This window comes from Flavobacterium aeripolare (assembly GCF_013294025.1).
GTDB lineage: Bacteria > Bacteroidota > Bacteroidia > Flavobacteriales > Flavobacteriaceae > Flavobacterium.
In genome coordinates, this window is record NZ_JABSNL010000015.1 from 55,408 (window position 1) to 77,888 (window position 22,481).

At 34.8% G+C, this 22,481-nt stretch carries 18 protein-coding genes and 1 tRNA gene; 8 read left to right on the plus strand and 11 right to left on the minus strand.

Annotated features, from left to right (window positions below):
• Positions 1-69: 69 nt before the first annotated feature.
• From HNQ00_RS15270 to HNQ00_RS15280, 3 genes are all read right to left on the minus strand, one after another.
• Positions 70-612 carry a hypothetical protein gene (locus HNQ00_RS15270; protein ID WP_173839371.1) on the minus strand — a complete coding sequence of 181 codons (543 nt, stop codon included), beginning with the start codon at positions 610-612 and terminating at the stop codon, positions 70-72.
• 839 nt (positions 613-1,451) lie between these two features.
• Positions 1,452-1,536 (minus strand) — tRNA-Ser (locus tag HNQ00_RS15275).
• A gap of 77 nt (positions 1,537-1,613) precedes the next feature.
• Entirely contained in the window at positions 1,614-2,501 is an 888-nt protein-coding gene (locus HNQ00_RS15280; RefSeq protein ID WP_173839372.1) for a LysR substrate-binding domain-containing protein, read from the minus strand.
• A 90-nt stretch (positions 2,502-2,591) separates the two neighbouring features.
• On the opposite strand from HNQ00_RS15280, the gene HNQ00_RS15285 reads away from it, so the two are divergent.
• On the plus strand, positions 2,592-3,839 hold the full coding sequence (locus HNQ00_RS15285; RefSeq protein ID WP_173839373.1) for an MFS transporter: 1,248 nt from the start codon (positions 2,592-2,594) through the stop codon (positions 3,837-3,839).
• Here HNQ00_RS15285 and HNQ00_RS15290 read toward each other — a convergent pair whose 3' ends face one another.
• The 3 genes from HNQ00_RS15290 to HNQ00_RS15300 are packed head-to-tail and all read right to left on the minus strand — an operon-like array spanning position 3,840 to position 6,825.
• Positions 3,840-4,871 carry an asparaginase gene (locus HNQ00_RS15290; protein WP_173839374.1) on the minus strand — a complete coding sequence of 344 codons (1,032 nt, stop codon included), beginning with the start codon at positions 4,869-4,871 and terminating at the stop codon, positions 3,840-3,842. It abuts the gene before it with no gap.
• Complete coding sequence (locus HNQ00_RS15295) at positions 4,855-5,997, minus strand: 1-acyl-sn-glycerol-3-phosphate acyltransferase (protein ID WP_173839375.1); 1,143 nt, start codon at positions 5,995-5,997, stop codon at positions 4,855-4,857. Before HNQ00_RS15295 ends, HNQ00_RS15290 begins: the two co-directional genes overlap by 17 nt.
• Positions 5,998-6,057: 60 nt before the next feature.
• Positions 6,058-6,825 carry a TatD family hydrolase gene (locus HNQ00_RS15300; protein ID WP_173839376.1) on the minus strand — a complete coding sequence of 256 codons (768 nt, stop codon included), beginning with the start codon at positions 6,823-6,825 and terminating at the stop codon, positions 6,058-6,060.
• Between the two features lie 95 nt (positions 6,826-6,920).
• On the opposite strand from HNQ00_RS15300, the gene HNQ00_RS15305 reads away from it, so the two are divergent.
• Positions 6,921-7,358, plus strand: a complete 438-nt coding sequence (locus tag HNQ00_RS15305) for a retropepsin-like aspartic protease (RefSeq protein ID WP_173839377.1) — start codon at positions 6,921-6,923, stop codon at positions 7,356-7,358.
• Positions 7,359-7,396: 38 nt separating this feature from the next.
• Here the strand turns inward: HNQ00_RS15305 and HNQ00_RS15310 are convergent, their stop codons facing one another.
• The 3 genes from HNQ00_RS15310 to HNQ00_RS15320 form a co-directional block, all read right to left on the minus strand.
• Positions 7,397-9,034, minus strand: coding sequence for a WG repeat-containing protein (locus HNQ00_RS15310; RefSeq protein ID WP_173839378.1), 1,638 nt, complete (start codon positions 9,032-9,034; stop codon positions 7,397-7,399).
• A gap of 93 nt (positions 9,035-9,127) precedes the next feature.
• The gene (gene odhB / locus HNQ00_RS15315; protein ID WP_173839379.1) at positions 9,128-10,348 is read right to left on the minus strand and encodes a 2-oxoglutarate dehydrogenase complex dihydrolipoyllysine-residue succinyltransferase; all 1,221 of its coding nucleotides are present in this window, start codon (positions 10,346-10,348) and stop codon (positions 9,128-9,130) included.
• Positions 10,349-10,436: 88 nt separating this feature from the next.
• A complete protein-coding gene (locus HNQ00_RS15320; RefSeq protein WP_173839380.1) occupies positions 10,437-13,214 on the minus strand; it encodes a 2-oxoglutarate dehydrogenase E1 component in 2,778 nt (925 codons plus the stop codon).
• A gap of 117 nt (positions 13,215-13,331) precedes the next feature.
• On the opposite strand from HNQ00_RS15320, the gene HNQ00_RS15325 reads away from it, so the two are divergent.
• Positions 13,332-13,886, plus strand: coding sequence for a hypothetical protein (locus HNQ00_RS15325; RefSeq protein ID WP_173839381.1), 555 nt, complete (start codon positions 13,332-13,334; stop codon positions 13,884-13,886).
• On the opposite strand, the gene HNQ00_RS15330 is transcribed toward HNQ00_RS15325, so the two are convergent.
• Both HNQ00_RS15330 and HNQ00_RS15335 read right to left on the minus strand, forming a co-directional pair.
• On the minus strand, positions 13,887-14,237 hold the full coding sequence (locus tag HNQ00_RS15330) for a hypothetical protein (RefSeq protein ID WP_173839382.1): 351 nt from the start codon (positions 14,235-14,237) through the stop codon (positions 13,887-13,889).
• Positions 14,238-14,307: 70 nt separating this feature from the next.
• Positions 14,308-15,282 (minus strand): polyprenyl synthetase family protein, encoded by a 975-nt coding sequence (locus tag HNQ00_RS15335; protein WP_173839383.1) that lies wholly within the window; start codon positions 15,280-15,282, stop codon positions 14,308-14,310.
• Between the two features lie 159 nt (positions 15,283-15,441).
• Here HNQ00_RS15335 and HNQ00_RS15340 point away from each other — a divergent pair, with 159 nt between their 5' ends.
• The 5 genes from HNQ00_RS15340 to HNQ00_RS15360 all read left to right on the plus strand — a co-directional run bounded on the left by HNQ00_RS15340 (position 15,442) and on the right by HNQ00_RS15360 (position 22,362).
• On the plus strand, positions 15,442-15,984 hold the full coding sequence (locus HNQ00_RS15340) for a YceI family protein (RefSeq protein WP_254598543.1): 543 nt from the start codon (positions 15,442-15,444) through the stop codon (positions 15,982-15,984).
• Between the two features lie 161 nt (positions 15,985-16,145).
• The gene (locus HNQ00_RS15345) at positions 16,146-16,745 is read left to right on the plus strand and encodes a TetR/AcrR family transcriptional regulator (RefSeq protein WP_173839384.1); all 600 of its coding nucleotides are present in this window, start codon (positions 16,146-16,148) and stop codon (positions 16,743-16,745) included.
• On the plus strand, positions 16,745-18,085 hold the full coding sequence (locus tag HNQ00_RS15350; protein ID WP_173839385.1) for a TolC family protein: 1,341 nt from the start codon (positions 16,745-16,747) through the stop codon (positions 18,083-18,085). Before HNQ00_RS15345 ends, HNQ00_RS15350 begins: the two co-directional genes overlap by 1 nt.
• 1 nt (position 18,086) lies before the next feature.
• Positions 18,087-19,151 (plus strand): efflux RND transporter periplasmic adaptor subunit, encoded by a 1,065-nt coding sequence (locus HNQ00_RS15355; protein ID WP_173839386.1) that lies wholly within the window; start codon positions 18,087-18,089, stop codon positions 19,149-19,151.
• Between the two features lie 61 nt (positions 19,152-19,212).
• Positions 19,213-22,362 carry an efflux RND transporter permease subunit gene (locus HNQ00_RS15360; RefSeq protein WP_173839387.1) on the plus strand — a complete coding sequence of 1,050 codons (3,150 nt, stop codon included), beginning with the start codon at positions 19,213-19,215 and terminating at the stop codon, positions 22,360-22,362.
• The last annotated feature ends 119 nt before the right edge of the window (positions 22,363-22,481 follow it).

The following is a 22,481-nucleotide window of genomic DNA, read 5'->3' on the forward strand; positions in this document are numbered from 1 at the left end:
TATTTCGTTTATGGTTTTCCCTTCTTCATTTTGTATTCTAGGATTATGCCAATTTTTTATATTAAACCATTACTCGATTGTTAAATTATATTGTTTAAAAAAAATCCCTTTATCTGCTCCTGCCAAAAAACCTATAAATTGTTTTATTTCATCGGGTAATCTATTGTCATTTTTCAATTGATTATAAATCTCATATTGAGTAACAAAATTGTGATATTTTTTATCTAGATATGCATAAACATATACCATTTCATCATACCTGCTTTTATCATAAGCGGGTTGAACTAATTTGGAAATTATTTTTGACCAAATTTCATTATCATAAGTATCAACCTCTTTAAAATATTTTTTTAAATATTCATCAAATGGTAAAGTTTTGTATTCCTCAGATTTTTTTAATATGAATTCTATTGTCTTACTGGAAGACTGTGATAAGTCTTTTCCGACGCCTAATCTTGTCAAATATGATAACATAATTATTTTATATGGGGTTTTGCCAAGTAATATTTGGTCTGCGTAATTTTGTTCAAATATTATTACATTTTCATAATTTGTTGCACCTCTTGCGCCAGACCCCCGCTCCACTAAGTGCTCGTTTCCACCGCTGCGCAAATGTCTCCGACTTTGCGCCCTATCCGAATGGTCTTTACAACATCTTAGTACTTATTGTGTTTTATAAATGACTAAGACTTCAAAACACCCACTATAGAACTATCCATTTTTTCTATCTCAACTAAACCACTACCACGTACATATTTGGTAGCATTAGAGTAAATATAATCCGAGGCTTTTTCAAATATACCAGTTCGAACTAGATCAATATGAATATAATTTAGCTTTGACCACACAAACCTAGAGGTATAATTTCTTCTGCATGATTACCATATTGCCACCAGAGCATGAAAGTACAACCTGACTTAACCGGTTTGTAATATCTATAACGAACTTATCTTTAATACAAATTTTAATTATTTGAAAGAAATTTTTGATGGTTAAAAATAGTAATCTTTAAGCAAATATAAAACTGCTTTTAAAATCTAACCACTAAATAAACTATGCTTACAAAACTGGGGTCAATTTGGGTGTAGTTAAAGTAAAAAATGGACTTGAAGACAACATTTAGAAAAACAGGATTAACTCCGTTGATCCCACAGGGGGCGTCTCACAAAGAAATAATGCTTGGCATTGCATGCCTGAGCCTTTTTTGTTTTATAGCGTAGCCAAACTAGAAAGTTTGACATTTTCTAAAAGGATTAACTCCGTTGATCCCAGAAGGGGCGTCTCACAAAGAAATAATGCTTGGCATTGCATGCCTGAGCATTTTTTGTTTTATAGCGTAGCCAAACTAAAAAGTTTGATGTTTTCTAAAAGGATTAACTCCGTTGATCCCACAAGGTGCGTCCCACAAAGAAATAATGCTTGGCATTGCATGCCTGAGCATTATTTCTTTGCAGAGAGAAAGGGATTCGAACCCTCGATATGTTGCCATATACACGCTTTCCAAGCGTGCGCCTTCAGCCACTCGGCCACCTCTCTAATTAGGATTGCAAATAACACTAAAAAAAATGAGCTTTAGCAATAAATAGCAACAAAATTTTGCCAGCTTTAGTAATCTACAGACTTGTTTTTGATAGGATGTTTTTGAAAGCTTCTACAAATAACTGCACTGCTTTTTTTTGGTACTCATTGTTTAATGTTAAAATAAACGAACTCCTTCCAGTTTCTACTCCGTCTAGTTTAACGGCTTTTAAATGCTGCCAACCATTCAAGGCCATTTCTGTTACTACAGTTGCCCAGTCACTATTTTCTATGATTTGCAACAAAGGATGAATCGCGTTTAGCTCAATAGGAATCGTAGGATGCATATTGTTTTTTTCGAATAGATTATCAAGAAACTCCCTTGAATTAAAACCGCGAGAAGGAAGAATCAATGGTATGTTTTCTAAATCTTTAAACGGTATTTTCTCTAACTTGGCCAGCGGATTTGTTTTGGCTACAGCCATAACCAACTCGGAGTCAAACAATGCAACCGACTTAATAGTGGGACTGATTTTATTTGCTGAGATTACCAGTACTAAATCGAGTTCGTTATTTAATAATTTTTGCTCTAAGGGTTCGGTGGCGCCATATTCAACACTTATTTTAAGTTGTGGATACTTTTTTGCAAATGTTTGTACTACCGGTAGCACTAAAGCACCAAAAATATAGGTTACCCCTATTCGTAATTCTCCCCCTATCATGGCGTTTAAATCATCTATCGCCTGCTGACCTGACTGCACATCGTTGAGTATTTGCTTGGCGTGTTTTAAGAAAACGGAACCCGCCTCTGTTAATTGGATTTTCTTAGCAGTCCTTAAAAACAAAGGCATCCCCAACTCTTCTTCTAGTTTTTTAATTTGTTGCGATAATGCTGACTGTGTGACAAAACACAACTCGGCTGCCTTAGTAAAATGTAGCACTCTTGATGCTGTGATGAAATAATGTAATTGTTGAATTTCCATATTAATAAGTATTACTAATCATTATCAGTAAAATTATTAATTTTTCTAATGATTTCAAAATACCGAAATTTGTAGTAAATAAAATCAGTTATGTTTGAAGCTCTTAAATCTCGAAATTTTAAATTGTTCTTTTACGGACAGTCAATTTCTGTAATAGGTACCTGGTTGCAAAAAACAGCGGTAAGTTGGATGGTTTACAGCATCACTGGATCTGTATTTTTACTAGGGCTAGCTACTTTTTTAAGCATGATTCCGTCGTTATTTCTTGCTCCTATCGCAGGAAGCATCATTGGCCGTTACGATAGACACCGCGCAATGATCTTGTTACAATCACTAGCCATGTTGCAAGCGGGTGCAATGGCTTTGCTTATTTATTTAAAAATTTACAACATCACTTTTATTTTGGCTTTAAGCCTAATTCAAGGATTTATAAATGCATTTGACATGACCTGTCGTCAAACGATGATGGTTGACATTGTGGATGACCCTAAAGATTTACCTAACGCTGTGGCACTAAATTCAACCTTGACTAATTTTGCTAGAATTTCTGGACCCGCTTTGGCTGGGATCATTTTGCATCAATATGGTGAAGATATCTGCTTCATTGGTAATTTCTTGAGTTATATTCCAGTTTTGATTTCGCTATCACTCATGCGCATTAAAAAAGCTCCTAAACCACTACTCAAGTTAAAAATGATGGATGATTTAGCTGCCGGTTTTAACTATGTAAAAAAAGAAGGTGATATGGCTCGAATGTTACTCATGCTGACTTGTAGCAGTTTATTTGTAATTTCGTTTAACACACTAATGCCCGTTTTTGCAAAAGACATTTTTAATGGAAACGCACAAACGTTTAGTTGGTTTGAAAGTGCAGCGGGAATAGGCTCCATTGTTTCGGCTATTTATTTAGCCAACTTAAAATCGACTGCAAACATTCAAAAATTGATGCTTGCTGCCAGTACCTTATTAGGTTCAAGTATTTTAATATTAGCCTTTTCAACAAATCTCTTACTAACATTAGTTTGCATGGTTGCAAGTGGTATAGGTATGATGGGACAAACCTCTTCGATAAATATTTATATACAAACCAGTAGCAGTTCACAGATGCGCTCAAAAAGCATTAGTTACTACATGATGGCTTATCAAGGAATGATTCCCGTAGGGAGCTTAATTGTGGGGTATTTATCACACGTTATAGGTACGAGAAGCACCGTTGCCTTTCAAGGGTTGATTTGCTTAGTATCTGTAGCTATTTACGTTTACTATGAAAAACATAGAAAAGTAGAAATGGCGTTGTCTTGCCCATTAATTTATAAAGTCAATAGAAAATGTTGCTAGTTAGTGTGCAATTTCGCCACGAAGTGAACGCTCAAAAATGTTTTTGAATTCTTGAGGAACAATATCATGTCCTAATAAATACATCAACTTAGTTATAGCGGCTTCAGTGGTAATATCCCTACCTGAGATCACGCCTATCTCCTTCAATACTGTACTAGTTTCATATTGTCCCATGTTCACGCTTCCGCCAGAACATTGAGTTACATTAATAATACGCAGTCCGTCTAGAATAGCTTTTTTAATAAGGTCTAGAAACCAGTCCTCAGTAGGTGCGTTACCTGATCCATAGGTTTCAAGAACAATACCTTTTAAATCTTTGATCGCTAATATTGCAGATAAAACAGCCTCGCTCATTCCAGGAAACATTTTTATTATAGCGACATTAGTATCCATCGTGGTGTGTACTTTTAAACTCCCTGCAGTCGTAAGAGGTAAAAATAGCTCGCGATTTAATTTTAAATGTACTCCTGATTCTACTAACTCAGGATAGTTAGGTGAAGTAAACGCTTTAAAATGTTCTGCATTGATCTTAGTGGTGCGATTACCACGGTATAATTTATATTCAAAATACAAACAAACTTCGCTAATAACCGGTTTTCCATCAGTGATTAAAGAAGCGATCTGGATTGCTGTAATTAAATTCTCTTTGGCATCAGTACGCAAATCACCTATAGGCAATTGCGATCCTGTAAAAATCACAGGCTTAGCTAAATTTTCAAGCATAAAACTAAGTGCTGATGCAGAGTAAGACATGGTATCAGAACCATGCAAAACCACAAAACCATCAAAGGCCTCGTAATTGTCCTTGATTACAGTTGCAATATTAGACCACTGTGCCGGATTCATATTTGAGGAATCAATAGGCTCATCAAAAGAATAGGTTTCAATGGCACAATCTAATTGTTTTAACTCGGGGATTTTTTGTAACAATTTATTGAAGTTGAATGCCTTTAAAGCGCCCGTTTCAAAATCCTTGCTCATTCCAATTGTTCCTCCGGTGTAAATCAATAAAATGCTAGCTTTCTGACTCATCTTTGTATTTCAATTTATTGAAAACTGGATTAGCATACATATCAAGGATCCCTTGTAATGCAACTGGATTCTCAGCATCAATACGCATTTCTAATCTACGTTCAAAAAGTGATTTTTCGTTTTCTGTATACAAATGTGCAAATTGGTTTGTTTTAGTAACAATATCATAAGCGATATAGTTTGTAGGCCACAGTTTGTAATTTTTAAGTATCGAATGATCAATTTCTTGTGCAAGCGCTTGTATTTGCTTGTTTGTATTATCAAATTCGCTTTTAATCACATCCAATTCCTTGTCTAAAACATCACCTACATGAATATGGATTCGTTTTTTCTGACCTAAGATTCCGCTAAGGAGCGTCATGAAATCTTCATTCTTTTCTTTAATATAGATTTCGTTCTTAGATTCAGCCATTAATTGCGGAATTTTCAAAACATCTGTTGGATCGTATTCGTACGAAATAGAAATAGGAACTACTTTTATTTTCTTGAAGTAATCCATTAAGTTTGCTTCGTCAGAACCCATCGCAAGCATTTTTAAAACACCTGGATTAGTTGCATCATCACCATCCTTTGTACGTCCTTCTCGTTGTGCAATCCACACAGATCTTGTCTCGTGTTGGATTAAATGCCCTATATATTCTGAAAGCAACTTAGAGCTAGACAACATTTCGCGTGGCGTTAGTCCTCTTTGTACTAAAAAGTTTCTGTTCATTTTAGCCAGGGTATTTAAGAAATCTTTTTTTACAAGATTATCTCCAATTGCCGAAGCCGTCATGACTAATCCTTTTTCGAACAAACACACATTTAATAATGTAGTATCTAGAACGATATCCCTATGGTTAGACACAAATAAATATGCCTCACTTTTCTCTAATTTTTCGAAACCTGAAGTGGTTAAACCTTCAGAGCTTTTCTCTAAAACTCTTTGAATAGTATAGTAAATAAAATTACATTGAAAATCACGTATAGAGTGTGTTTTTCTTAACTGCTCTTTCCAAACCTCATCATCTGTATCAGGAAAGGTAAAGCCCATCATCGCCTTCATCATGGGATGATTTATTACACTTTTAATGGCCTGATTGATCTCAGAATCATAAAATGGCCTAATAGCGTCAAATTTTTGCATTTTGGTTATTTTAGGTGGCAAATGAACAAAAAAAATATCAATTTATAATGAATTCTATATTTAAATCCCAAAAATTACTTTGGAGTTTTCTGTAGTCACAGCAGCTATTTCCTCTTCAGACAGCTGATATATTGTGGCTAACTTTTCAACTATATTGCTAAGGTAACTACTTTCGTTTCTTTTCCCTCTATAGGGTACCGGAGCGAGGTAAGGCGCATCAGTCTCTAATACAATATGTTCTATTGCGATTTGATCTAAAAACTGGTCTATTTTACCGTTTTTAAAAGTAACCACACCACCTATTCCTAGCTTCATGTTATAAGAGATAGCTTGTAGCGCCTGCTCATGCGTACCGGTAAAGCAATGAAAAATTCCAAATAAATCTGGCCCTTTTTCTTCTTCTAAAATAGCAAAAACTTCGTCAAATGCTTCTCTACAATGAATGACTATAGGTAACTGATATTGTTTTGCTAATTGAATTTGCGTTCTAAAAGCAGTTTGCTGTTGTGGTAAATGCGTTTTATCCCAATACAAATCAATTCCTATCTCCCCAACAGCATAGAATTTGCGCTCACTCAATTGTTTTTCAACATGCGCCAGTTGCACTTCAAAATCATCCTTAACATAGGTAGGATGCAAGCCTGCCATCAGGAAAATATTTTCAGGATAGCTTTTTTCTAGCGTGTACATCGCTTGAGTAGTCGCTGAATCTATCGCAGGAATAAAAAAACGAGACACCCCTGCTTTGATGGCGCGTTGTATCATTAAGTCACGATCTTGATCAAATTCTTCGGAGTATAAATGGGTATGCGTATCTGTAATTATCATAGTCGGTATTTGAAAATGCAAAGTTAGCATTTTGCATTATTGTTTCTTTTTAAATATTGCTAATTTAGGTTATATTTGAGAATCACTATTTCCTTATGAAAGAATTACACGAAGTTTTAAAAAGAGAAAACTATAAAAAGATCCGCTTTACCATCACAAAGACCCAGCATTTATTACTAACAGCAAAGATTAACGGTGTAAAGGGAAAATTCATATTAGACACTGGAGCTTCTAATAGCTGCATAGGATTTGAAAGTATTGAGCTGTTTCAGCTTAATGCCAAGGATTCTAAAACAAAAGCTGCTGGAGCAGGCGCCACAGGCATGACCACACAATCTGCATCTAATTTTAACTTGCAGCTAGGCTATTGGAAAAATAGTCACATCGAATTAGTAATATTTGATTTATCCCATGTAAACGAAGCTTTGATAGCACACAAGGCCAAAGCCGTGCACGGAATTATAGGTGCCGATGTTTTACTAAAAGGAAAAGCAATTATTGATTACTGCAACAACTATTTGTATTTGCAGTAAGCAACAATTGCCTTTTCTATATTGTAAATAAGGAAAAATTAGATTTTGACTGATTTAGTATTATCGTTTAAATTTAGCTTGTAAATTGCGGTACCTATAGTACCGTAGTTTCCGGTTTTGTCATTTATTATTTGATCATAAATACAAGCTGTCGTTTCTTTTTGTGTCAGTAGATTATAGATTCCAACTTTATTTTTACTTTTTACGATAATCATGTTATTAAATTCTCCCGTGATATCGTCGTATTTAGTTTCTAAAACTTCTTTCCCCAACATATCTAGCAAGCCAAGTTTTGACTTACTTTTAAACAGTAAGAAATTACATTTTCTAACCGTATTGTAGTACGAATTTCTAACATCTAACGATACGATAGGCGTAATGAAATCATAGTCCTTTGCCGTTATTTTGCGCGAACTTTTATCAAGCATTGTATATTTCTCATCCTCTTTAGCAATGTATATGTAATTGCTAGAATAGTTCTTGAACACTATTTTCTCTATCGACTCATATACACAGGGAGCAATTAATTTTCCGTATGAATCTAGTATGCCAAATTTATCATTTTTCTTTACAAGCAACGATTCTTTATCGACAATGATAGCATCGTATTCACAGGTTACGATTTCGTGTGGGCTGCCATTATTTACCTGAATCATTCCGCACTTATCGCCTTGCTTAGAAGTTAGACTATTAGAATACGAAGTATTTATAAAATCATATTCAAATGGTAAAGAAACCTCTCCATTAGCCTTAATGCAACCGTACTTTCCCTCTTTATTAATCGCTAGGTAAGAACCATCATTATATCTAGAAGACCTAATATTTTGATATTCGATAGGAACAATCACTTTTTCATTCTCATCAATAATTCCCATTTTATCATTTAACTTGACGATAAAATTTTTACTATCCCTGATGGTATGCAATTCCTGATACCAATTTTTAAGAACTGTTTTATTGTCAATTGTAATTAAGTTATACCCCTTATCATTGTTTACTTTGTACAGGTTGTTGTTTCTAAGCTTACTAAAACTTTTATATTCACAAGGAACCACAAATTGATTGCCTAATAAGCTATAGACTCCTCTAAGCGAGTTTTTTTTATCACGTATAAGATAGTAATTATCAATACCTTCAAAACGAGAGATTTCGCCCCACTCAAACGGAATCAAAACCTGATTGGCTCTATTTATAAGTCCGTAATAACCTGATTTGGCTCTTGCCAAAAAAATATCGTTTCCAAGATGTTTTAAAGAAGCATACATCATTGGAATCTCCCAATTCTCCTTATCAATATTGAAGAGTCCATAATTAGCTCCAATACCCATACAAAAAGCATTATCTCCACTCACATTATTATAGATTTGTCTATGAAAAAGCATGGGTAAAATCATCTTACCGCGTTTTGAAATTCCGTATTTTCTATCACTAGAACTGTACTTATTATAAACCCAATTTGAATCGTCATTTATTTTATCAGTTGAAAGCCTGTTGTATGAATCTGAAACATTAACAACCTCCATAACCTCATAAACTTCGTCATCATCTACAAGTACTACTTCTCTTATGGTATCGTCTTTTTTATCGTTTTTTTTCTTCTGAGCGAATGCAAAATTTGCGTTAATTAATAAAATAGCGAGGGTTAGAACTTTTGTACATTTTCTTAAATCTAGCATTTTTACAGGTTTTAGTAAATAATAAAACTAAAAAAACCTTAAACAATCGAATGTTTAAGGTTTTTTATATTTTACAATACTAAGGCTAATCAATTACAATTCAAAAGCTTTCTTAGGATTATTGTCTAATAATAGCTCCATAGGGTTTTCTAATGCTTCTTTAATCGCTACTAAGAAACCAACAGATTCTTTACCATCAATAATCCTATGGTCATAAGAAAGTGCTACGTACATCATAGGGTGAATTTCTACTTTACCGTTTACTGCAATAGGACGCTCAATAATATTGTGCATACCTAAAATACCTGATTGTGGTGGGTTAATGATAGGAGTAGAAAGCATAGAACCAAATACACCACCATTAGTGATTGTAAAAGTTCCACCAGTCATATCATCAACAGTAATTTGTCCATCACGTGCTCTAATTGCTAATCTTTTGATATCAGCTTCTACACCACGGAAAGTCAAATTTTCGGCATTACGAACAACAGGAACCATTAAACCTTTTGGTCCTGATACTGCGATAGAGATATCACAAAAATCGTAAGCGATTTTATAATCACCATCCATCATAGAGTTTACGTCTGGATATAATTTTAATGCTCTTGTAACCGCTTTAGTAAAGAAAGACATGTATCCAAGACCTACACCACCGTGTTTTGCTTTGAATTCATCTTTGTACTGGTTACGAATTGTGTTGATAGGCGTCATGTTTACTTCGTTAAAAGTAGTCAACATAGCCGTTTCGTTTTTTGCAGCAACTAGACGTTCAGCTACTTTACGACGCAACATTGATAATTTTGTACGCTCTTGACCACGGCTTCCACCTGTAGGAGTTCCCATTGATGGTACTGCATTTACAGCATCATCTTTAGTAATTCTACCATCTTTACCAGTTCCTGTTACAGCTGCTGGAGCGATATTTTTTTCGTCTAATATTTTTCTTGCCGCTGGAGATGGTGTTCCTGAAGCATATGTTTGTGTTGCTGGAGCTGCTGCTGCTGGAGCTGCTTTTGGTGCTTCAGCTACTGGAGCTGCTGCTGCAGGTGCCGCCGTAGCTGAACCTTCTGGTTTTGCTGCTGCTGTATCAATAAGACAAACAACTGCTCCTACTGCTACTGCATCACCTTCTTCTGCTTTTAAAGTGATTATTCCACTTGCTTCTGCAGGTAATTCAAGAGTTGCTTTATCTGAATCAACCTCAGCAATTGCTTGGTCTTTTTCTACATAATCACCATCTTTTACTAACCAAGTAGCTATCTCAACTTCCTTAATAGATTCCCCTGGAGATGGGACTTTCATTTCTAAAATCATCTTTTCTCTTTGTTTAAAGTTTAAAATGTTTAAAGTTTAAAGTCCAAAACATTGTACTCTAAACTTTAAACTTGAAACAGTATATTAATTATCTAAATAAATCTTTATCAAACACCATTTTAATCGCATCCGCATGACGGCGTTTTGCTCTTGTTGAACTTCCTGATGCTGATGCAGAATACGCTTTTAACGACGCTAATCTCCATTGTACCAAGTTAAAATTCATTAGCATAAAACTATAAGCCCCCATGTTTTTAGGCTCTTCTTGTGCCCACACATAATCATCAGCATTAGGATATTGTGCAATAATCTCTTTTAATTGTTCTACTGGTAATGGGAACAATTGTTCGATTCTTACTACAGCCACATCGTTGCGACCGTTTTTTTCTCTCTCTGCAGTGATGTCGTAATAGAATTTTCCTGTACAGAAAACTAATGATTTCACATCAGCTTTATTTACTGTTGAGTCATCAATTGTTTCTTGAAAACTTCCGTTTTCTAATTCTTCAATTGTAGAAACACATCTAGGGTCACGCAACAAACTCTTTGGTGTAAACACAATTAATGGTTTACGGAATTTTGTTTTCATTTGTCTTCTCAACAAGTGAAAGAAATTCGCTGGTGTTGTACAATCTGCCACAAACATATTTTGTCTTGCACACAATTGCAAGTAACGCTCCATTCTAGCCGAAGAGTGCTCAGCACCTTGACCTTCGTATCCATGAGGCAATAGCAATACAATTCCGTTTTGATTGTTCCATTTGTCTTCCCCACAAGAGATGTACTGGTCAATCATAATTTGGGCACCATTAGAGAAATCTCCAAATTGTGCCTCCCAAATTGTCAATGTGTTTGGGTTTGCTAAAGCATAACCATAATCAAATCCTAGAACACCATATTCAGACAAGAAGGAATTAAAAATATTAAAGTTACCTTTTTTACCTTCAAGGTTGTTAATTAAAACAACTTCTTCTTCTGAATCTTCTACTTTAATTACTGCGTGACGGTGAGAGAACGTACCACGCTCAACATCTTGTCCAGAAATACGAACATCGTACCCTTCCTGCAATAATGAACCGTAAGCTAAGTGTTCAGCCATTCCCCAATCTAACTTGTTAGTCTCAAAAAACATTGTTTTTCGGTCGTTAACTAGTTTTTGGATTTTGTTCATGAACTTCTTGTCTGATGGCAAGTTACTTACTGCGTTAGCTACTTGAGTTAATCCCTCTCTTGAGAAAGAAGTATCTACTTTTAGTAACATTTGTTTGTCAGTAACTTGTTCAAATCCCAGCCATTCATTTTTCATAAATGGGGTAATAATGGTCAAATCTTTTTTACGTGAAGCCTCTAAATTAGCTTCCATGTTAGATTTGTATTCTCTCTCAAGTGCATTTACATAAGTTGCATCGATTACTCCATCTGAAAGTAATTTTTCAGCATAAAGATCTCTTGGGTTCTTATGTTTTGCGATGATTTTATATAAAACTGGCTGTGTAAAACGAGGTTCATCACCTTCATTATGACCGTATTTTCTATATCCTAATAAGTCAATGAATACGTCACGACCAAACTGCATTCTGAAATCCAATGCAAAGTTCATTGCGTGAACTACTGCTTCAGCATCATCAGCATTTACATGCAATACTGGTGACAAAGTAACCTTAGCCACATCTGTACAATAGGTAGAAGAACGAGCGTCAAGGTAATTAGTTGTAAAACCAACTTGATTATTAATTACAATATGGATTGTTCCACCCGTTTTGTATCCATCAAGTTGAGCCATTTGGATAATTTCATAAAGAATTCCTTGCCCTGCAATTGCAGCATCACCGTGAACGGCAATAGGCAACACTTTTGAAAAATCATTAGGAAAATATTTATCTTGTTTCGCTCTAGTAATTCCTTCAATTACCGCACCTACTGTTTCAAGGTGAGAAGGATTAGGAGCAAGATTGATATTGATTTTTTTACCTGTACTTGTAATTTTGTCAGCTGTAAGGCCTAAGTGGTATTTTACATCTCCGTCAAAATATTCTTTGTCGTAATCTTTACCATCAAACTCACCAAAAATGTCTTGAGTCGATTTACCAAAGATGTTAGCAAGAATGTTCAAACGACCACGGTGTGCCATTCCCATTACAAATTGCTCTACCCCTTGTTCTGCAGCTCTTTCGATTAAAGTATCAAGAGCAGGAATAATAGATTCTCCTCCTTCTAATGAAAAACGTTTTTGACCTACATATTTAGTATGCAAGAAATTTTCAAATGAAACTGCTTGATTCAATTTATTCAAAATTCCTTTTTTCTGATCTGCAGAAAAGTTAGGTTGGTTATCATTGACACCAATTTTATCTTGAATCCATTTTACAATTTCTGGCTTTCTAATATACATGTACTCTACCCCTATATGCTGGCAGTAGATTGTATCTAAGTGTTTTATGATATCTGTTAGAGAGCATGGTGCAATACCAATTATTTTGGCTGCATCAAAAACAGTATTTAAATCTGAAGAGGAGAGACCAAAATTTGTGATGTCAAGATTAGGTTCAAAGATTCTTCTATCTCTTACCGGGTTTGTTTTTGTAAACAAGTGTCCGCGAGAGCGATAGCCTTCGACTAATTTTAATACATTAAACTCCTTTTGAAGTTTCTCAGAAATTTCAGAGTAGTTAACCGAGCCTGAAGCTACTTCGTTAACTATATGTTGTACAGGGTTTTCACCATTATATGTTTCCATACCAAAGTCGAAACCTTGAAAAAAACTTCTCCAGCTAGCTTCTACGCTATCTGGATTCTCTAAGTACTGATCGTATAATTGTGCAAAAAATTCTGTATGTGCTGCGTTTAAAAATGAAAACCTGTCCATAATATTTAGTGAATATACTTTTTGTTAAAATAGTTTGACAAAAGTACAATAATCAACTAAGTTTACATTTATTTTAAGTTACTTTTATGTGTTAAAATGTTAAAAATATAGATACTTATGACAAATTACCCTTACAACAGCCCAATTAAATGCATTATACTTAGTCTAAGCCTTGTAATATGCAGTACTTTAAGTGCACAACAACAGCCTTATAAAAAGCAATCGCAAAGTGATTTTTGGGATAAAGTGCAATTTGGAGGCGGCCTAGGATTAGGTTTTGGCTCAGGCTACACTGATATATCGGTTGCTCCTAGTGCTATTTACAACTTTAATCCATATGTTTCCTTAGGTCTTGGCGCACAATACAGTTACGTAAGTCAAAAAGATTCGTATACTTCAAATTTATATGGAGGAAGTTTAATTGCTTTAGTAAACCCTATTGATCAAATTCAATTATCTGCTGAACTTGAGCAACTTCGTGTTAATGTGAGTGTAGAAGATAATTCTAGCAATAGCACAAGCACACGCAATTTTTGGAATACTGGTTTATTTCTAGGAGCAGGTTACCGTACTAACAACGTTACTATAGGTGGGCGTTACAATGTATTGTATAATAAAAACGATGCTGCTTACAGTAGTGCTTTTATGCCTTTTGTACGCGTATACTTTTAATTAATAGTTGTTTTTAAACCATACTTTTTGCCACTCTCTCTTAAGAAGTAAGTAAGTGACTTGCTCTGCTAATACAACTAGGTCAGAACCGTCCAGTTTTTTCACTTCTTCTTCTGCAACATCAATAATGTAGAGCAGGTTTAAGTATTCTGCAAATTTATACATAATCATGCGGTAGATTTTTTCATGAAGTTGGATCTTGAGTTCCTCAGGAGAAATACTCATGGGAAAATCAATGCCTTCATTTGCCAAGTTGAAATCTTTATTTAATTGAATAATTAATTTCAAATATAGCGACTGACCTTGCGCTTCAGCAAGCAACAAATCTGTATTTATAGGGGCTACAAACATATATTTTAGATCTTTAGAACGACAGTTTAAGAGAGTACAATGAGATTTTTTTTCGAAAATAAAAAAGAAACTATACTTTTCGACCCATTAGGTTTTCACCAAAAGCTTTTAGAATCTCTTTTTTCTCTTTGCTAATATGCATTTGATCTAAAGTTTCAAATGCTTTAAAAGTAAAATCCTGCATGGCCTGCTGCGTTGCTTTACTTGCCCCAGAACTATTGAAAATTTCCTTTACAGTTTCGATTTTTTCTGAATTATCTTCTGGATGCGTCCCAAATAACTGTTTCAAATTTCCCGCTATTTCTTCAGATGAAAACTCCATGGCTTTAAGATACAAATAGGTTTTTTTGTTTTCGATAATATCTCCACCTACTTGTTTTCCAAAGGTTTCTGGATTCCCAAAAGCATCAAGATAATCATCCTGTAACTGGAAAGCCAAACCTAAATATAGTCCGAATTCATATATTAAAGAAGCATTCTCAGAAGTTGTACCCGCAACAAGCGCACCCATTTTCATGGCTGCTGCTACAAGAACTGCTGTTTTGTATTCAATCATTTTTAAGTACTCAGCAATAGTAACATCATCACGAGTTTCAAAATCCACATCCCATTGTTGTCCTTCGCATACTTCTAAAGCCGTTTTACTAAACAATTTGGCTAACTCCATAAAAACAGGCGCTTCGTATTGCTCAAAATATTGATAAGCGAGAATCAACATGGCATCACCAGATAAAATCCCAGTGTTCAAATCCCATTTTTCATGTACAGTCACCTCGCCTCTTCTCAAAGGAGCTTCGTCCATAATATCATCATGCACCAATGAAAAATTATGAAAAACTTCTACCGCCATTGCTGCTGGTAAAGCTTTCTCATAACCTGCATCAAAAACCTCTGCAGCCATTAATGTTAGCACAGGACGAATTCTTTTTCCTCCTAAGTCTAAGATGTAAACAATAGGTTCATACAAGTTCTTAGGCTCACGAGCGATTGATTGCGCTTTTAAATAGCTTATAAAGAAATCTTGATATTGATTGATAGCATGCATAAAAATAATTTTTGGCTAATTTACAGCATTCACATCTCATTACAAACTTGCAATCTTAACTAAATGTTAAAATAAACTAAAAACAATGGAAACTATTTTGGTTCCTAAAGTTTCCTGTATACATTTGCACAAAAAATTAACATTTAGAATTTCTATATTATGGCAGCAACTTTACAAATGAATACGACAAAGTGGTCATTAAACTCCAATCAATCTGATGTTCTAATTAAGGCAAGACACTCTATAATTGCCTACATATCAGGATCATTAAATAAATTTAAAGGATCTATCGACATTCACGACAACGAAGTTGAAGACGCCTGCGTAGAATTTGTATTAGACATAAAAAATCAAGAGTCGAGACTTAAAAATATCGATAGTCCAGTATATTTGAATGAGTATTTAGATAGCAACACGTTTCCAAATATCACTTTTAGATCGACCTCCTTTCAAAAAATTAGCGCCAACATCAACTTTTTAAAGGGAAACCTTACTGTTAATAATATTACAAAAACTGTAGAGTTAGATGCGCAACTAGTCAATATCACCACACAAAACGGAATTAGAACGGCAGTGTTTGAAGTAACAGGCGAAATAAAACGCAATGATTTTAACCTGAATGCAAATGCTTATCATCACACAAATGGGATTTCGCTAGGACAAGACATTAGCTTAATTGCAACTTTAGAATTTGTGATTTAAAGTAGTAGAATCTGTAACCGACCTATATCCCAATTTTACAATAGCATATAAATTAAGGTAAATTACTACGTACAAGCGAGATACATTCTAATTTTATAACTATTGATCAATAAATTAACAAAGAGACCCTTTAATTAACTGTTTCTTTGCAAAAGAAAAATATGAAAGAAAAAATTATAGCTAAAGCAAGTGAGATGTTTATAAAGCTTGGCTTTAAAAGCATTACCATGGATGATATTGCTGGAGAGATGTGTATTTCTAAAAAAACGATATACAAATACTTTTGCAATAAAGAAATTCTAATTGAAGAAAGCACACAATTATTACACAAAGAAGTTCACGAAAATATTGAGTCTATTGTACAGCAAAATTATAATGCGATTGAAGAGAGCTTTAAGATTAGAAATAAGTTCACCGAAATGTTTCAATCAACGGCAGACACTTCACCCATTTTTCAGTTAAAAAAGCACTATCCTGAAATATATGAGAAGCTAATGGTAAAAGAGCTTGACGAATGCTCGATGTGCTTTGAACAAAATATAATAAAAGGAATAAAAGACGGTCATTACCGTAGCGATATTAATATCCCTAGCTATGTGAAATTTTATTACATGCTCATTTTTAGTATTAATGGAGACACGAGCTCAGATAAAGAGTCTAAACAATTAGAGCTAGAAGCACTGGAATATCACACTAGAGCAATGGCAACAGCAAAAGGAATAAAAGAACTAGAAAAACATTTACTAAACCCAGAAATCTAATGAGAAAACTACTTTTAATTACATTCTTGACAGTGGCAATCACCAGCCAAGCACAAGAAGTGAAAACGCTAACACTAAAGCAAGCCATTGAATATGCCTTAGCGAATAAATCAGATGCTAAAAAAGCGCAACTGAAAATTGAAAATAGTGGGTATCAAATAGAAGAAGTGCGTTCTAGAGCATTACCGCAAATTGCTGCAACAGGAAGTTTGAATTACAATCCTATTTTACAAACTAGCGTTATTGATGGAGCCGGTTTTGGACAACCAGGAACAAGCATACAAGCTACATTTGGACAAAAATGGACCTCTACAGCAGGCGTTTCATTAACACAAAACTTGTTTGATCAAGCCGTTTTTACTGGTTTGAAAGCAGCAAAAACTACACGAGAATTTTATATTATCAACGAACAATTGACCGAAGAGCAAGTTATCGAGCGCGTTGCTAACAACTACTATTCAGTATATGTAAAAAGACAAAACTTAACTGTATTAGACAGCACTTACAATAATACGGTAAAGGTTAAAAACATAATCAAAGGACAATATGACAATGGTCTAGCTAAAAAAATAGACTTAGACCGCACGATGGTTAAAATTTCGAATATACAAACGCAACGTCAGCAGGTGCTTAACGCGGTGCAATTACAAGAAAATGCATTAAAATTCTACATGGGAATGCCTATCGAAACACAAATCGACATACCTGTAGCTCAATTTGAAGTAACTCCGCAAGTATTTACACAAGACCCAAACACAGCAACAAGAACAGAATATTTGCTATTAAAAAAGCAACAGCAATTATTAGAATTTCAAAAGAAAGCCATCTTAGCAGAGTATTACCCTAAGCTGTCTTTATCTGCAGGATACAATTATATAGGCCAAGGACCTGAGATGCCATTAGGTGCTAGACCATCTCAAGGAGTATACTGGTCTGACTATTCTGCAATAGGACTTAATCTTTACGTTCCCATCTTTACTGGATTTAGTACCCGCTCTAAAGTGAGACAGGCTGATGTTAACTTGAGATCACTCGAAGAAGATTTAGTAGATACTAAGCTGGCACTAGACTTAGATTATGCTAACGCAAAAACACAAATAGAAAACAGCCTTGTTACGATTAGCAACCAACAAAGCAACGTTAAGTTAGCACAAGAAGTGCTAGACAATACAAGAAACAATTACGTGCAAGGATTGACTAGTTTGACAGAAGTACTTGATGCTGAAAATGCAAATACCGAAGCTCAGAATAATTATACTGCAGCAATACTTGACTACAAATTAGCCGAAATACAATTAATAAAATCAAAAGGAGAACTTAAAACACTTATAAACAACTAGTATGAAAAAGAAAATTACCATAGCATTAGTAATTATCGCAGTTTTAGCGGTAATAGGGTATATTTTAGTTAGCAATAAAGAGGCAAACAAAGCAAAAACTGATATTGTAGCACAAAAAAATCCTGCCGTTTCTGTTAAAACGACTGCGGTAAAAACAGAAAGCATTTCGCTAGATTTTGTTGCCAATGGAAATTTTGAACCTATTCAAGAGCTAACATTCTCAGCAGAAAAATCTGGAAAGGTTGTTCGTGTTTTAGTTAAAGAGGGTGATTATGTCAATGTAGGACAAACATTAGTGATTGTACGTAGCGATGTAGTGGATGTAAATGCACAAACAGCAAAAGCAACTTACAACAATGCACAAGCTGATTATGCTCGTTATGAAAATGCCTATAAAACAGGAGGAGTAACTAAACAGCAGTTAGATCAAGCAAAACTAGCAATGACAAATGCTGGAGCAAATTTAAAACAAGCCAACATTAATGTGGGTGACACCCGCGTTAAAGCACCTATTAAAGGTTTTATCAATAAAAAATATATTGAGCCAGGGTCTATCTTAACAGGTATGCCAGCTAGCGCAATGTTTGATATCGTGAATGTTTCTAGTTTAAAATTGAAAGTAACTGCAAACGAAAGCCAAGTTGCTAGTTTAAAAGTAGGCAATTCAGTAGCGGTTACAGCTAGCGTATTTCCTGACAAAACTTTTAATGGTAAAATCACTTTTATAGCAGCAAAAGCAGATGAGAGTTTGAATTTTCAAGTCGAAATCGAAATCGCAAATAACTCAGACAGTAACCTAAAAGCAGGTATGTACGGTTCAGCAAATTTTGAATCGAAACAAAAACAAGAGTTAAAAATTGTACCTAGAAATGCTTTTGTAGGAAGTGTGAGTAGCAATCAGGTTTTTGTAGTAGAAAACGGAAAAGCAAAACTTAAAAAAGTAGTTGCAGGACGCATCTTAGGTGAAAAAGTAGAAATTGTAGATGGTTTATCTGATGGTGATCTTGTTATCACAACAGGTCAAATCAATTTACAAGATGGAAGTTTAGTAGAAGTTATTAAGTAATTTCAATCGCAAGCATGCAATAGCAAATTAGACTTAAAGCGATTAAACAAAAGAAAAATATATGAAATTAGCAGAAATATCCATTAAACGACCGTCCTTAATTATTGTACTTTTTACAATATTGACTCTAGGAGGACTGTTTAGTTATAGTCAATTAGGCTATGAACTGATTCCCAAATTTGAGCAGAATGTAATCACAATTTCAACTATTTATCCAGGAGCTTCTCCTAGTGAGATTGAAAACACAGTTACCAAGAAAATAGAAGACGGAATTGCCTCTCTTGAAAACATCAAGAAAATTGACTCAAAGTCATACGAGAGTTTGTCTATTGTATCAATCACTTTAACATCAAATGCTAAAATTGATGTTTCTATGAATGATGCTCAAAGAAAAATCAACCAGTTGTTGAGTGATTTACCGGATGATGCCGAAACGCCTTCGTTAACCAAGTTCTCTTTGAGCGATTTACCAATTATGACTATTGGTGCAAAAGGAAAAATGGACGAGGCTGCTTTTTACGACTTAGTTGATAAAAAGGTCGCTCCTGTTTTATCTCGTGTAGAAGGAGTTGCTCAAGTAAATATAATAGGTGGTCAAGAACGTGAAATTCAAGTAAACCTTGATGCTGATAGAATGCAAGGGTACAACCTTTCTATTCCTGAAGTACAACAAATGATCTTAACGTCTAACTTAGACTTCCCCACAGGAAATATTCAAACACGTGATCAAAAAATATTGATACGTCTTGCCGGTAAGTATAAAAGTGTTCAAGAATTAAGAGACCTAGTTATCTCCTCTAAAGGCGGAATCGAAATAAGATTGAAAGACATTGCTGATGTTCAAGATGATCAAAAAATAGCTGAAAAGATATCTAGAGTAGATCAGCAAAGTGCTATTATTTTACAAATCATTAAACAATCTGACGCTAATGCTGTGGCGGTGAGTGAAGAGCTTGTAAAGAGTATTCAAACATTAGAGACAGATTATAAAATAAACTCTTTAAAATTAGATATCGCAAAGGACAGTACGGTGTACACTCTTGAAGCAGCAGACTCTGTACTACATGATTTACTTATTGCAGTTATCTTAGTTGCATTAGTAATGTTATTCTTCTTGCACAGTATTCGTAACTCTTTGATTGTAATGGTATCGATTCCAGCATCGCTTATCGCCACTTTTATTGGGATATACTTGTTGGGATATACACTAAACTTAATGAGTTTACTAGGATTATCACTTGTTGTAGGTATTCTAGTCGATGATGCGATTGTGGTATTAGAGAATATATACCGACACATGGAAATGGGTAAAAACCGAGTACGTGCGGCCTATGAAGGAACTGCAGAGATTGGTGGTACAGTAACTTCTATTACCTTAGTAATTGTAGTTGTATTTTTACCTATTGCAATGAGTTCAGGACTGGTGTCAAATATTATTACACAGTTTTGTGTAACGGTAATTATATCTACAATGCTGTCTTTATTGGCTTCATTTACTATTATTCCTTGGTTGTCTTCTCGTTTTGGGAAATTAGAACACATTAAAGGCGACAATCTTTTTGGTAGAGTAATTTTAGGTTTCGAAAGCTACCTTACTCGATTCATTAACTGGATATCAAGATTATTGACTTGGTCATTAGATCATTACAAAACAACATTAGCAATTGTACTTTTGGTTTTCTTTAGTTCGATAGCGCTTATTCCTGCCGGATTTATAGGTGGAGAGTTTTTTGCAGCATCGGATAGTGGGGAATTTTTAGTGCAAATTGAAATGCCAAAAGATGCTTCACTAGAACAAACTAACTTCATGACTCAAAGAGCGGAGAAGTTTTTAAGTAAAGAAGAATACGTATTTAGCCAGATTACTACTGTAGGACAAACCTCAGAAGGATTAGGTGCATCACAAGCAACGGCATACAAAGCGGAGATTAACGTAAAAATGATTGAGCAAAGTGAGCGTTCTGATGCTGCATCTGTTTATGCGGCAAAAATCAAACGAAAGTTAGAGAAAGAACTCGTAGGAGCTAAAGTTAAAACTGTTCCTGTAGGTATCTTAGGAACTGCTGATAATGCCACTTTAGGATTGATCGTTACAGGTCCTTCTGTTGAAAGCGCCATGAAATTTGCTAAAATGGCTGAAGCCGAATTACGTACTATTCCTGGAACCACAGAGATTAAACTAACTGTAGAAGACGGAAATCCAGAAATAAATGTTCAAGTTGACCGTGATAAAATGGCAGCACTTGGATTAACACTTCAAACAGTTGGTCTAACAATGCAAACAGCTTACAGCGGTAATACCGATGGGAAATTTAGAGCAGGTGAATATGAATACGATATCAATATCAAGTACAACGCCTTCAATAGAAAAAACATCAACGATGTAAGTAATTTGATCTTCATTAATAGCATGGGACAACAAATAAAGCTTTCTCAATTTGCTAATATTACTGAAGGATCTGGACCTAGCCAATTAGAACGTAGAGACAAAACAGCATCGGTAACGGTGCAAGGTCAAAATGTAGGTGTGGCTTCTGGAACTATTGTAACGCAATGGCAAGAAAAACTAGATAAGCTTGAGAAGCCATTAGGAGTAAATTACATTTGGGGTGGAGATCAAGAGAATCAAAGTGAAGGTTTTGGAACGTTAGGGATTGCTTTGCTGGCGGCAATTATTTTAGTGTACCTGATTATGGTAGGTTTATATGATAGTTTTGCACACCCGTTTGTCGTGTTATTTGCGATACCACTATCATTCATTGGAGCGTTATTAGCATTAGCATTAACAAACAATACCTTGAACATTTTCACCATCTTAGGTATTATTATGTTGATTGGTCTAGTTTGTAAAAATGCGATCATGTTAGTTGATTATACAAACCAACGACGAGCTGCAGGTGAAAGTATTAGAAACGCACTTATTCAAGCGAACCATGCTCGTTTAAGACCTATTTTAATGACGACTATTGCCATGGTATTTGGTATGTTCCCAATCGCACTAGCTTCTGGAGCTGGAGCTGAATGGAAAAATGGACTGGCTTGGGTAATTATAGGGGGACTAATAAGCTCGTTGTTCTTAACCTTGATTGTGGTTCCTGTGATCTACGAAATCATGGAGAAAATTATCGCTAAATTTAGTAAAGGAGAAAAAGTAGACTATGAAGCAGAAATGGTCGCTGACTACGAACATAAAGAATTGAATGAACATTAATTCATTTACAATACTATAAATTAGTAAACAAAGAAACCCGTTCTTAATCGAACGGGTTTCTTTATATCTAGACAGAAAAGTATCTCAATAAAAATGTGCATGGAATAGATTAACTTCCT